The 13,697-nt window shown below is 52.8% G+C and carries 12 protein-coding genes; all 12 read right to left on the bottom strand.

Annotated elements, in window-relative coordinates; all coding sequences use genetic code 11:
* Window positions 1-384: 384 nt before the first annotated feature.
* A complete protein-coding gene (locus B1728_RS21785) occupies window positions 385-1,194 on the bottom strand; it encodes an inositol monophosphatase family protein (protein WP_079912503.1) in 810 nt (269 codons plus the stop codon).
* The gene (locus tag B1728_RS21780) at window positions 1,191-2,006 is read right to left on the bottom strand and encodes an HAD family hydrolase (protein ID WP_179136140.1); all 816 of its coding nucleotides are present in this window, start codon (window positions 2,004-2,006) and stop codon (window positions 1,191-1,193) included. Before B1728_RS21780 ends, B1728_RS21785 begins: the two co-directional genes overlap by 4 nt.
* 23 nt (window positions 2,007-2,029) lie before the next feature.
* The gene (locus B1728_RS21775; protein WP_179136148.1) at window positions 2,030-2,794 is read right to left on the bottom strand and encodes an MgtC/SapB family protein; all 765 of its coding nucleotides are present in this window, start codon (window positions 2,792-2,794) and stop codon (window positions 2,030-2,032) included.
* A gap of 41 nt (window positions 2,795-2,835) precedes the next feature.
* Window positions 2,836-3,975, bottom strand: coding sequence for an ABC transporter ATP-binding protein (locus B1728_RS21770; RefSeq protein WP_079912500.1), 1,140 nt, complete (start codon window positions 3,973-3,975; stop codon window positions 2,836-2,838).
* Window position 3,976: 1 nt separating this feature from the next.
* A complete protein-coding gene (locus B1728_RS21765; protein WP_256865453.1) occupies window positions 3,977-5,815 on the bottom strand; it encodes an ABC transporter permease in 1,839 nt (612 codons plus the stop codon).
* Between the two features lie 29 nt (window positions 5,816-5,844).
* Entirely contained in the window at window positions 5,845-6,744 is a 900-nt protein-coding gene (locus B1728_RS21760) for a sugar phosphate isomerase/epimerase family protein (protein WP_079912499.1), read from the bottom strand.
* A gap of 29 nt (window positions 6,745-6,773) precedes the next feature.
* Window positions 6,774-7,985, bottom strand: a complete 1,212-nt coding sequence (locus tag B1728_RS21755) for an ABC transporter substrate-binding protein (RefSeq protein ID WP_079912498.1) — start codon at window positions 7,983-7,985, stop codon at window positions 6,774-6,776.
* Between the two features lie 30 nt (window positions 7,986-8,015).
* Window positions 8,016-9,239 carry an ABC transporter substrate-binding protein gene (locus tag B1728_RS21750; RefSeq protein WP_179136139.1) on the bottom strand — a complete coding sequence of 408 codons (1,224 nt, stop codon included), beginning with the start codon at window positions 9,237-9,239 and terminating at the stop codon, window positions 8,016-8,018.
* A gap of 92 nt (window positions 9,240-9,331) precedes the next feature.
* On the bottom strand, window positions 9,332-10,531 hold the full coding sequence (locus B1728_RS21745; RefSeq protein ID WP_079912496.1) for an ABC transporter substrate-binding protein: 1,200 nt from the start codon (window positions 10,529-10,531) through the stop codon (window positions 9,332-9,334).
* A gap of 89 nt (window positions 10,532-10,620) precedes the next feature.
* Window positions 10,621-11,484 carry a phosphatase domain-containing protein gene (locus B1728_RS21740; protein WP_179136138.1) on the bottom strand — a complete coding sequence of 288 codons (864 nt, stop codon included), beginning with the start codon at window positions 11,482-11,484 and terminating at the stop codon, window positions 10,621-10,623.
* Between the two features lie 105 nt (window positions 11,485-11,589).
* Window positions 11,590-12,597, bottom strand: a complete 1,008-nt coding sequence (locus B1728_RS21735; RefSeq protein ID WP_079912494.1) for a LacI family DNA-binding transcriptional regulator — start codon at window positions 12,595-12,597, stop codon at window positions 11,590-11,592.
* 202 nt (window positions 12,598-12,799) lie between these two features.
* A complete protein-coding gene (locus B1728_RS21730) occupies window positions 12,800-13,654 on the bottom strand; it encodes a protein-tyrosine phosphatase family protein (protein ID WP_179136137.1) in 855 nt (284 codons plus the stop codon).
* Window positions 13,655-13,697: the final 43 nt, after the last annotated feature.

Raw genomic sequence — 13,697 nt, 5'->3', positions numbered from 1 at the left:
GAAATAATTAATATAGTATAAGATACATGAAAGTATAAAATTTGGCAACAAGCGGCGGCTTACTACATAAATACAAAAATAGCCCCACAAATTGGGGCTTCAGGTTGTTGAAAAGCCTGTTCATAAAGAAAAATGCGAAAGGTAATAGGTGGGGTATCCCTTGGAGGAGCGAGAGCGTTCGCCTTTGTTCTCGGAAAATACCCGCTGTGGAACGAATATAATCCATATTTTCCGAGAACAACAGTGACCGGAAGGGGATACCCCACCGGGGTACCAAAGCAAATTTTTCAGATTTTCAGGTTTTTCAACAAACTCCATCCCCACTTTGCGGGGAGCCCCGAAATTTATAAAAACCGGCCTGCTCCCAGCAGGCCGGCCCATTTGCTATATTCCCAGCGGAATCATCGGCTTTAACAGCGCATCGTGAACGCTGCCGTTGCTTCCGACAATATGCTTCACGCTCAATTGATACGGATTCCCCAGAGTATCCGTGACTCTTCCACCGGCTTCTTCTATAATAAGCACCCCTGCCGCAACGTCCCACGCGTTAAGTCCGTATTCCCAGAACGCGCCCAGCTTGCCGGAAGCCACATACGCCAGATGCAGGGCTGCAGAGCCCAGCGACCGGATGGAGCGGCATTGAGGGGCTATCTCCTGAAGGCTTGTCATCACCGCTTGCCGGTTTGCCGCCTTGGACGGGAAACCGGTCCCTACTACCGTTTGCGCCAGTTCTGCCGCATTCGAGACCGTTATTGGGCTGCCGTTCCTAAAGGCGCCTTTTCCCTTCTCCGCCCAGAAGATTTCGTCCCGGCACGGATCGTAAATGACTCCGGCTCTAAGCTCACCGTAACAAGCCAACGCTATGGAAACCGTAAAGCCCGGGATGCCCTGCACGTAATTATTCGTTCCATCAATTGGATCGACGATCCAGACGAAGGGCTCCTTCTTGGCCTGCTCCAACCGCTCTTCCAGCTCTCCCGCATGAGCGAACGATTCCTCCTCTCCAAGGAAACCGTGCTCCGGGTAAGCTTCCTTCAAGCGCTGCCTTATGAGCTGCTCCGAGGCTTTATCCACTTCCGTGACGACATCGAAGACGGAGCTCTTCTGCTCGGTAGAGAAGTCCGTATCCATTCGGGAGTGGATCATTCGTCCCGCTTCTCTCGCTATTCTGCCTGCCGTTTCCACATAGCTCATGCCAGCTCTCTCCTCTTTTCGATATAATCTCCAATGATGGCGGCAATGGCATGCCGTTCATGATGCACGGTCACCGCATCAGCGGCGGCGGCCAATTGAGGGTGGGCATTTTCAACCGCATAGCCGAGATCGGCCTGCCGGATCATCGCCAGATCATTCAGGTTGTCACCTACCGCTATGGTGTACGGCTGGTCGATTTGCAGTATCCTGACCAGCTCTTCCAGAGCGGTTCCTTTGGTCGCATGCTGCGGCAAAATTTCCAAATAATTGGATTCCGAATAGACCATCTCGCAGGGCAAACCGCTGTTCAGAACGGCTTGCTCCAGCTCATTGGCCTGCTGGACCGAGTCGCTGATGATCATCACCTTGGTGACGGGACCGGCTATGAGGTCGTCAGTGAAGGGCAGACATACGACCCCGTCCTTCTTCTCGTGCTTTTCCAGTACCGCATTGCGTACCGGTGCGTACACTTGGCCGTCCCGGTACACTAGCAGCGCCATATCGTCGGCCTCCGTGAGGGAAGCCATGAATCGGGACCATAACGAAAGTGGAATGGTCAGCTGCTTTTCATACAGCACCTTTTTGGTTACCGGATCCACAATCTTGGCTCCATTATATAGGATGACGGGCACGTCGATACCAAGCTTTTGTATGAAGGGCTCTACTGCAGCCTCCATCCGTCCGGTCGCTAAAGTAAACAGACCGCCCATTTCCTTAAACCGCCTGATGGCATTTTCATTCTCGGGACTGATTTGATGCGTTTGATTCAATAAGGTTCCGTCCAAATCGGAAATGAGTAGTATTTTTTTCACATGTTCCAGCCACCCTGTCTGTTTTATATGGAAAGCGAATTTTCTTTACTTCCATTCGTTTTCAGGCCTTGAAGCAGCTGGGATTCCAAAGAAATAACAACGTCCATAGCAGCAATCTGCTCCATAGCGGAGACGAGCTGCTCCTGCTTTTTCATTTTCAGGCTAAAATGCAGGTTCATGGGCGGCGAAGCGGAGCTGTCGCTGGACGTATGCTCGTCGGGCATCATTTTCAAGTTGGCAATCTGCACATCATGATCTCCGAAGATAGAGGCTATGCGGCCCAGCGTCCCCGGCTTATCGATGATCTGGATCTCGACCTCGTGGTATCTGCGGTTTCTCATCAGATGCTTCTCCCATTTGTTCAGCAAGAACAAGCTGATCAGCACGAGAAAGGTACAGAAGAATGCGCCTGTGTAGAAGCCCGCTCCCACGCTCAGGCCGATGGCCGCCACAACCCATACCGAAGCGGCTGTCGTCAAGCCCTTGATCATGTTGCCGTTGCGCAGAATAGCGCCTGCTCCCAGGAAGCCGATGCCGCTGATGACCTGTGCCGCCAGACGGGCAGGGTCCGTACGAACATTCGTTTCATTGACAAACTGGGAAAAGCCGTAGATGGACAGCAGCATGATCGTCGCTGATCCGACACAAACCAGAATATGGGTACGAAACCCTGCTGCATGATTGCTGTATTCCCTCTCTATTCCGATCAGACCGCCCAATACAACGGCTAATATCATCCGGAGCACCAGCTCCCAATGGGTAATTTCCCATACGCTTCCGCTTACCATTGTCAATGTCTTTCTCTCCCAGCCCTGTAATTTATGTTTCTCTAAATAATATTACGCTTCAGTTCATTGTTCGGCACAGCATCGCTTGCTCGGGGAATCAGTCTTCCCGTCTCCTTGTCGTACACGTTGACCTTCTCCTGCGGGATGGTTACCCACACCGTCTTGCCGACGGGATAGTCCAGCTCGCCGATCACCTTCGCCAGCAGGAGATTGTCTCCGCGGGTCGTCAGCTGAATCAGCGTCTCCGAGCCGGCCGGCATGACCGAATAGATGCTTAAAGGAAACGCGCCATCGGTTTTGTCCGGCGATATGCGGATGTCCTCAGGATATACGGCCAGTACGGCCTTGCCCGAGACAGGCTGAACGCCGGGGATCACCATGGTGCCGAGCTCCGAATCCGCCATCAAATTGCCGTTATGATACGATGCGTCGGCATCAATGAAATTGATCTTGGGATTGCCGATAAAATCCGCGACCCGCAAATCGACCGGATGACGATAAATATTCCTTGGCGTGTCGACCTGCACGAGATTGCCCTCGAAAAAGATGGCGATCTTGGTCGACATGGTCAATGCCTCTACCTGATCGTGAGTCACGTAAATAATCGTCGTCTTCAACTCGCGGTGCAGCCGTTTCAGCTCTGCTCTCATTTCGAGACGCAGCTTCGCGTCCAAATTGGAGAGAGGCTCATCGAGAAGCAAAATTCTCGGCTCGGTCACAATCGCCCTTGCAATGGCGACCCGCTGCTGCTGACCGCCGGACAGCTCGGACGGATACCGGTCCTTGTACTGGATGATCCGCATCTTCTCCAGCGCGCTTTCCACCTTGCCGCGAATGTCTGCTTTCGGCGTTTTGTTAATGCTGAGGCCGAAGGCCACATTATCGAAGACCGTCATATGCGGCCACAAAGCATAGCTTTGGAATACAAGATTCAAGCCGCGTTTGGAGGGGGGCGCATAATAGCCCTTGGCTCCGTTGACCATTTCCTTGCCGTTGATCGTTAGGATCCCGCCCTCCGGATTCTCCAATCCGGTAATGACGCGGAGGGTCGTCGTCTTGCCGCAGCCGGAAGGCCCGAGCAGCGTCATGAAATCGCCGTCCTCGATAAACAAATCCAGATCCTTCAGTATATGATTGTTGTCGAAGTATTTATTAATCTTGCTCAGTTGGATTCCGCTCATATTATCCTCCTATGCCCTTCGAAAGATCGGCTTTGCCGTATTTCGTCGCAACAAAATTCGTAATCAATATAATTGCGATAATAATGATAACGATGGCATCTGCAAACTGCTGGTACCCCTTTTCCGCGTAACGGAACGTCAGTGTCGTCAAGGTACTCGTCTTCGGCGTCACGAGCAGGATGATCAGATCCAGCTCCTTCATGGCGCTGATAAACAGGAGCAGGAAAGCGCTTATAAGGCCTTTGCGGCTCAGCGGCATCATGATATTGAAGAATCGCCGGAACCAGGAGGCTCCGTGCAGCTTGGCCGCTTCCTCCAGCTCGCCGCTGATCTGCAGCATAGTGCTCGTACCCGACCGGGTTGCAAACGGCAGCTCTTTGACGATGGTAATCAAAATGACGATAGATAAGGTTCCGTACAAGGCAGGAAGCAGTAAGTGCGGCTGTGCGAACATGGATAAATAAATGGCGGCGAAGGATATGCCTGGAATCAGGTAAGGCATAAAGGACAGCTGCTCTACCAATTTTCCGGAAAGAGATTTCCTCCCTTTGGAGATGACATATCCGAATATTAAACCCATTATAGCCGCGATTGATGCTGCCAGCAATGCGATTTGTAAAGAATTTTTTAAGCCCAGCCAGATCGTGTCGCTCTTCAAAATTCCGACCTCGCCGGAGGCGATGGAGAAGTCCGAATCCCCGAACCAATAGTGTGTGGTCAGGTTGCTGAGACTGTAATTTCCGTCCTGCAGCATGAAGGTCTGCCATAAGAGAAGCAGCAGCGGGAAGATGCCCGCAGAGAACATGAACAGGAAGACGGCGGCGACGGCCGGAATTTTCCAGCGACCGAGCGGATTCAGATTTTTCCTCGAATCCTTGCCCCCGATCGTCGCGTAGCTTTTGCGCTTGCCGATAGCCCTCTGGTTGAAATAGATAGTCAACGACGAGATGATGATCAGGATCAAGCTCAAGACGTATGCGTCGGAGATCATCCGGTTCTTCATGCTGCCGTAAAGCATCGTAGCGATCGTGTAGTATTTGACCGGAAGACCAAGAAATGCAGCCGCACCGAACGTGCCCATACTTTTGGAGAACGTTAGAATCAATGCGGACAAAATAGCCGGAAGCACCAGCGGAAACGTAATTTTTCTGAGAATCGTAAACCGGCTTGCTCCCAATATATCGGCGGTCTCCTCCAGGCTGCTGTTGATCGAGCTGAGCGATACCGCGATAAGCAGATAAAAGAACGTGTAGTAGTGGGCAACGAGCACGATGGAGATCGGCAGAAAGCCATACGATATCCAATCCGGAGGGTTGATGCCGAAGACGTACTGGAGCATCCCCTGCGTCCCGCCGACCCGGTCATTCTTGAACACGATCAGCCAGGCGAACGACTTGATCCAGGACGGCAGCATGTAAGGAATAATGGCCAGGAACGCCCAGGCCTTTTTGTACGGAAGATCCGTCCGGGTTACTAGCCACGCCAGGCCGCCACCGATGATCATCGAGAAGATCGAGACGAATACGGCGATATTGAAGGAGTTCAATAACGGCTTGTAAAAGATCGATTGACTGATATCGCTGTACAGCACGTGAAGCCAGTGATTCAGCGTCAGTTCACCCGGCACGGCTCCCGGATTCGATCGAATGTCCTCGGGATGCCATGTAAAGGTGTGCGATACAATTTCCCACATGGGAATGACAATAGTGTAGCCAAGAAACAGAATGGCGATGGTACTGATCAAATATAACGGATTCGTGAAAAAGCCTTTTACCAGATTGACGGCGCGGGTCATCGAGTACTTGGGAGCCGACGTGCCTGAATATTCGATATTGTTCACCACTTACACCCCTTTACAGTCCATGGCTGTTATGTTGTCGATTCGAGTAATGCTGCCGCCTGCAGTCGTCTGACCGAATCAAGGACATGCGCGCACAGCGACTGGTCTTGATCGAATTTGTTCATCGTGAGCTCCAGGTTATAAATCCCTTGATACCCCGCTTGCTGAAGGGCGGATACATAATGCTCCAGAGGAAGGCTGTTCCTGCGTGTCAGAGGATTATGGGTCCCTGTAGCTCCCATGCCGTGAATATGCGTATGGATAGCCTTTTGTAGGAATTCCGCGGGAGGCAGGTCCAGCAGCGGCTCCTCCGGCAGCTCCTTCAAGCCGCGGACATCCAGCAGATTCGAGTAGAAATGGCCCATATCCCATGTAATGCCGACATGAGGGCTGTTCACCTCGTTCACGATTCGGAGGACACCCTCGATTGAATCGCCGGGGTCAACCTTGCTCGATTTTTTGCGGTTATTCTCAATGCCGATGCGAAGCGGAAGCTGCTCGGCGTCAATCATGCCGACCCAATCGCGCAGCAGCTCAACCGTTTGGCGGTGAAGCTCCTCCTCCGAGCCCGTCTTGGCATCGAAGGCGTGCAGCGCCATCGTCAGGCTGTCCTGATACTTGTGAAAATGCTTCAGCACATAGCTCATCGAAGGATAAATTTCCGCGAACCGGGAGCCTGGATGCTCCCCCGCTACGTGTCCGTGAATCGTCACCTGAAGCCCGATATCCCATATCGTCTGGATCAGATCGCGATAGGCCCACTCGTCCGCTCCCCGCGGGAGAATCCGGATTTCGATAGAGCCGACTCCGCTCGACTTGAGCGCATCCAGCAAATGCTCCACCCGGTCATAATGGGCGATCAGATCGTTGGGACTGTCCTTGCTTGCTTTTCCAAGAAATACAGGGCTTTGAATCGAAAAACCTAACATGGGCAACACTCCGTTTCGATGGTGTGAACTTACTGATTTTTAATCCAGAAATTGACGACGTCCTGATAGACCTTGTAGAACTTCTCGCTGTCGTACTGCCATACGTTCAGCTCGTTAATGTTTTTGCTGTTCTTATGCTTCACATCGTCGCGGGTCATCCAGGAGCCGACTTCGTTGAACGGCGCCGTTCCCTCTCCCTTGCCGTCCGCTTCCCCGGCCATCCAGCGCAGCAGCAGCTTCGCCGCATTCGGATGAGGCGCCTTGTTGCCTACGAACAGCAAGCCTTCGTCTACGACCGACAGCCTCGGCTTCATATCCCAAATGATATCGGCCTTCAAGCCCTTGTCGGCCATTTTGCGAATATCTCCCGACACCCCGATGAACACGGGAGCCGGCTTGTTCGGCGCCGCTTTGCCTACGGCATCTTGACCGTCGCCGCTTGATTTTACGAGGATGACATTTTTATAGAAGCGCTGCAAAAATTCGTAGCCGGCGTTAGGCGTCCCGTTCAAGACGATGTCCGTACCGAACTTTTCTTTGTACGCTTTGGCCATTTCATCTGAATTGACGACGAACCCTACAAACATATCCATTTGAGTCGGTGACTGCATCGGATCGACCATCAGCACCCGGTTCTTCCACTCCGGCGTCGTCAAATCCCACCAGTTGTTCACCGGAGGCGTCTTATTCTGCTCAGTATTGTAGAACAGCGTGCGGAATTCCAGGTAGGGAACGAAGGCGATTCCTTTGCTGCGCCAAGGCTCGTAAATATGCTTTGCGATATCATCCGGGAGGTATTTGAACAGCATGCCTTTCTTGACCAGCTCCTCCTCGATGCCGCCGCCCACTTCCTTGGTCAAGACCAGATCGGCATTAAAGATGCCTGCAGCCTGCTCCCGAATGACCTTATCCATGATGACGTTGGATTTCAGATCGAACGCCTCGACCTGAATGCCGGGGTACTTGGCCTCGAACGTCTTTTCTACATCATTAATGCGCCCTGAAGTGGAGTACACCGTCACCTTGCCTTCTTTTTTCGCTTTCTCATACAGCTCATCTACCGTTTCCGTCTTGTACAAGCCGTTCTGCTCCGCCCACTCCGATTTACCCTGTCCTGATGCGGCTGCTGCTCCTCTATTGGCTGCGGGATCTGTTGAAGCTTTGGGGGTTGAAGTGCTGCACGCTGCGATTACTATGCTGAAGGCTGCTAGCAGAGCGCAAGTCGTCCTCGCTTTTTTCATGGATTTCCCCTGCTTTCCTAAATGAGTTACTCACTGCATTTTGAGCCAAAACTCCCTGAACTTCACATAATTTTTATAGAAAAAGTCGGAGTCGTAATCCCACACATGGAGCTTATCGATCGGCAGCTGGTCGGTCCGTCCGTTATCGGTTCGGGTCGACCACGAGCCCATAACATTGAAGGGCTTGAACCCGTCGCTCTTGCCGTCGGCTTCCCCTGCCATCCAGCGAATCATCAGCTTGGCGGCGTTGACATTAGGCGCTTTATCGGCCACATACAAGTAGGACGGCCCGACAACGGAAATGCGGGGCTTCACGTCATAGGTGGCGGCAATGTTCAGGTTCTTCTCCACGACATCCCTCAGCTTGCTGGAGGCGCCGATCCCGATAGGCGGCTTGCCTTGGCTAGTTGCGCCTACGGCTTCCACGACCTCGTCGCTTGATTTCATCAGGACCGGGTCATTTTTCAGGAAGCGCTTGATAAATTCGTAGCCGGCGTTTTCCGTACCTTCGAGCACGATATCCTTGCCGAATTTGTCCTTATAAGCCTGCTTCATTTCGTCGGCGTGCTGGACCATGGCCAGGAACAGATCCATCATATCGGCCGAATCGATCGGATCGTTCAGCAGCACCTTGCCCTTCCATTCCGGCAGGGTCAAATCCCACCAGTTCGTAATCGGAGATGTTTTGTACACGTCCGTGTTGTAAAAGATCGCTCGCAGGCTGAAGTACGGCACAAGCCCGCTGCTCTTGCTTTTGTAAGGCTCAACCATCTTCTCCGATAAATCTGAAGGCACATATTTATGAACCAGCTTCTTGGATGTGAGCTCCGTCGATACGGCTCCGCTGGCGTCCTTAACGAAGATGACGTCCGCATTGTAAATACCTGCCGCCTGCTCCCGAATGACCTTCTCGACAATATCATTGGTCGACAAGTTGAAGGCCTCTACCTTAACACCCGGATATTTGGCCTCGAAGGTCGCCTTAACATCCTTAATCCGGCTGGATTGGGAATAGACGACAACCTTCCCTTCCTGCTTCGCCTTGGCGTACAGCTCGTCGACAGTCTCCGTCTTGTTCAGCCCGTTCTTCTCCGCCCATTCATTGGCTGCCTGAATATTCGTTGCCGCCCCCTGCTTCCCGTCTCCGCCCGAGCCTTGACCTCCGGTTCCGTTGCCTGAATTGCAGGCAGCAAGCATGAACAGCATCGTAAACGAAACCAGCAGCGCGGTAACCGCTTTGCGCTTTGTCCTCATTATGATGAAGCCTCCCGTTTCATAATTTGCAGGCATATTCATCGATGATAGCGTTTGCAATAATTGTTTCTTTCAGAAAGGATATTCGTTCCCTACTGCTGCTTCAGCCAGAAGTCGCGGACCTTAGGCGAATTCTCATAGTAGAAGACCGGGTCGTATTTCCATACGTTCAGCTTCGCAAGCGGCAAATCCTCCACCTGCTTGACGTCCGACCGCGTCGGCCAGGCTCCCCAAATATTGAACGGCTTCAAGCCATCCCCGTTGCCGTCCGCTTCTCCGGCCATCCAGCGGATGAGCAGCTTCGCCGCATTCGGATGCTTCGACTGATCCCCGATATACAGGAGCGCCTGCTCCACATGGGACACCTTCGGCTTAATATCGTAGGAGACGCCGAGCTTGAGCCCCTGGCCCTGCGCTTCACGCAGCTTGGTGGAGACCGCCAGCCCGACAGGCGGCTTCGTCTGCCCTGTTTTGCCGACCGCTTTGACGATATCACCGCCTGAATTGGTCAGGATCAGGTCATTCTTGGCTAGCCGGCGAATGAATTCATATCCGGCATTGGGCGAACCGTTCAGCTCAATGTCCTTACCGAATTTCTCCTTGTAAGCCTGCTTCATGTCGTCCGCATTCTGGACGAAGGCCAGGAACAGGTCCATCGTATCCGCCGACTTCATCGGATCGCTGATCATTAGGCGTCCCTTCCATTCCGGCGTCGTAAGATCCCACCAGTTCGTGATCGGAGGCGTTTTGTATACTTCGGAGTTATAGAAGATTCCTCTCACTTCGACATAAGGAACGAAGCCGTCGACCTGCGTTTTATAAGGCTCCACCATTTTGCCCACAAGATCGCTCGGCATATATTTATGGACGATGCCTTTTTTGAGCAGCTCCATCGTGAACGTGCCGCCCGTATCCTTGGTGAAAATAACGTCCGCATTATAAATGCCAGCGCCATGCTCCCGGACCAGCTTCTCCAGCATATCGACCGAGCTGATATTATAGGCCTCTACCTTCACACCCGGATATTTGGCCTCGAAGGAGTCCTTGACATCGCTGACACGGCTCGACATGGAGTACAATACGACCGAACCTTCCTCCTTTGCCTTGGCGTAGAGCTCTGCCGAAGTCTCTGTCTTATTCAGTCCCGCCTTCTCCGCCCAACCGGCTGCGGTGCCCGAATCTCCGTTTGCAGCATTGCCTTTACTGCCCGTCGTCCCCCCGCAGCCGCTTATGGCTAACAGGACCGAGCTCAGCAGCAAAGCGATGGTTGTTCGGCTTGCTGTCTTCCCCATGGGATAACCCCCTTTTTAATATTGTGCCAACAGCTGTTGGATTAAGCGCTTACCCTTGTGAGGAACCATGTATTCCTTCCTAGCCGGAATCATCTTGCAGGCTGCTCCAGCCATTCGGACCATGATAATTCGTATCCCGTACGCGCGTTTTGAACGCAGTATTCGTAAAATCGACGGACAAAATCCAGCCGTTCCAGCGCCGCCTCGTATTTGTAAACATCGTTCGGATCCATCCGGTGAAAATCTCTTCCGCCGATAGCGGTATTCCGCTGCAGCATATCGTCCAGACTTACGTTGACTGCATTCTTCATCATGTCGTACATGCAGAAGAACGTACTGGCCCGGCCTACGCCTCCCCGGCAATGAAAATGAAGCCACATGCCTTTAGGAAGCTGCTGAACCCAAGCGATAAAGCGATCTACTTCCTCATTTGATGGTCTGTGATGATCCGTCACGAAAAACCGCTGATACCCTAATCCTTCCTCTTGGGCCAGTGCCTCTTCGCTCACCACCCGTACAGGCTGCTTCAGCGGAAGCTCGATCAGTACCGACTTGCCTTCCACGTAGTCGAAGCTTATCTCCGCCTCGCTGCGCAAATTGTGAAGCAGCCGGTCGTTCACAGCCAGCACCTCTTCGTTGCTCAGTCCCTTGTTAGCTCCGTTATGCGCCCCAAGCCAATTGACCGCCATCCCATTGACAAAGCCGTGGCTTTCCTGCCGCAAATCCACCAGCGTAATCGGCACATCACCGATGATGCGTTTGAGATATTGAAGCTCCTTGTGGGAATATTGCCCGCTGGCGGAGGCTCTAAGCTCGCTGAATCCGGTAAGATCCGGTTCGCCCGAATCTGTGGATAACGGGGAAGCTGCCATGCGGAAGCGCTTGGGCTGCCGATCTATATTCTCTCTCTCCACAACCAATTGAATCCTTGCCTCTGCATCCGGATTTGACATCCAAACCGACCTCCCTGCAATGATCAAAAACCATGAAGTAAGCGTTATCATTCAGGCTAAAAATAGAGAGACTTGTCAATGCGAAGTCTCTATTGCTTTGTGCTGTTATCTGGCGATCCCGGAGCAAGTGTTCCGTACGATCAGCTGTGTCTCCAGCGTAATCGAATCCGCCGTCAGGAGATTGTCTGTCATCATCTGCATTAACAGCTCCGCCGCCTTGCGTCCCATCTCCTTGCGAGGCTGGGCTACCGTGGTCAGCTTAATCCAGTGCAAATCAGTGACCTCCAAATTATCGAAGCCGATAATGCTGATTTGGTCCGGTACGGCTACCCCGTTCCTGGCCGTGTATTCCAAAGCGCCTACACCGAGCAGATCGTTCGCCGCAAATACGGCCGTCATGTCCGGGAGCTCTTCCCTCAGTCTTTCCATAGCCTTGTACCCGCACTCAATCGTTCTGCCGTTCCATGAGATACCTCGGGGGTCCGGGGTAATCCCCTGCTTCTTCAAGCTGTCCATATAACCGCGATACCGTTCCTGACCGGTAAACGAATAGCGGGGCATCCCGATAAACCCGATCTGCCTATGCCCTAGCGAGAACAAATAATCCATCGCGCGACACGCGCCTTCGTAATGGTTGACGTCAACGAAAGGCATGTTCAGCTCCCCGGGAGGCCGCCTGCGGAGGAAGACCACCGGGATGTTCAACCGCTGCAGCAGCTCCTTCGCGTCGTCATCCAGGAAGTCCGGCGTCACGATAATGCCATCCATTTTCCTCTCCATTACGCTGTTCAAAAAGCGTTTTTCCTTATCCGGTCTCCGTGACGTATTCACATAAACGACCTGGTATCCGTTCTCCGACAACACTTCCTCTACATCATGGGCCATTGCCGAGAAAAAGGGATCGGTAATATCCGGGATCATCAGGCCTACTGTGTTGGACTTGCGTTGAATCAGGCTTCGCGCCAAAGCGTTCGGCGTATAGTTGAACCGCTTCATGGCTTCAAGCACTTCCTGCTTCGTTTCTTCCCGGATATCCGGATGGTTATTGAGCGCCCGTGATACGGTTGAGACGGAAACACCGAGCTGTTTGGCGATATCTTTAATAGTTAGCATAGTTGGGATTCTCCTTTGGTAACGTTTCCGGTAACGTTACCAAAAGTGTAAAATAAACCGCTTTCTTTGTCAACGAAAACATCTTTGCCTTGCGGTATATTTTTTGTCGGGTCCACAATCGTTCCCGAAAAGAAGCGTTTCGTGATTCCAAGCCCGGCTCTTACAGGAGCTCGCGGTCAACCATAAGCTACGGCTTCGCTCCTTAAGAAGGCGAGCCGCTCGCCGCCAGCCATTGCGACCATGTCGTAGCATAGCCGTCCCGGTTGCCTGCGCAATAATCGTAAAATCGATGAAGAAAGTCCAATCGTTCCAAGGCAGGACCGTACTTGAATTCATCCTTAGGATCGGCGCTGCTTACATCCTTGCCGCCGATTCGGACATGTCTTTCGAATAGATCCTCTCGGCTTACCCGGCCTGCGTGATGCAGCATGTCATACATGAGCATAAAGCTGGTCGTCCGCCCGACACCGCCGCGGCAATGAAAATGAAGCCACGTGCCCTCAGGCAATCCTACGGCGTAGCGGATGAAGCGGTCGACTTCTCCGTCCGACGGCCGGTGATGATCCGTCACGAAGAAACGGATATAGTCCGCCCCCTCGCTCCTCACCATCTCCTCCTCGGTCTGCACGAGCTTCGGGCCCGTGACCGGACTATCCAGATCGACGGATTTCTTCTCCAGCCGGTCGAACACAAGCTCCTGCGCATCCGCAAGCTGCTGCAGAAGACGGCCCTCCTCCGCCCGTATCTCCTCTTGGGTGAGATGCATGTTGCAGCCGTTATTGGGTCCATACCAGCTGACCGCCATCCCGTTAACGAAGCCGTGGCTTTCCTGCCTCAGGTCGACAATCGTTATACGCGGCTGGCAAATCGTCTCTTGCATGAGCCGAAGTCCTTGCTGCGAGAATTGGCCGCTGCCCGAAATTCTCAGGTCAGTCAGGCCGGTGAAATCCGGCGGTTGGCTCAAGCCTTCCGCAAGCGGACTGGTCATGCGGAATTTTTTCGGCAGAGCGCGCTTATTGTCCACGTCGATGATGCGATGTACGATTTGACTTTGCACTTCTGTCCCTCTCCTTTTTCGGGTTTTCATTAACCTCACTGGA

Source organism: Paenibacillus sp. 32352 (assembly GCF_002042965.1).
In the GTDB taxonomy this organism is placed as follows: Bacteria; Bacillota; Bacilli; order Paenibacillales; family NBRC-103111; genus Paenibacillus_S; species Paenibacillus_S vulneris.
The sequence above is the reverse complement of the archived record's forward strand: the minus strand, read 5'-3'. Positions and strand labels throughout refer to the sequence as shown.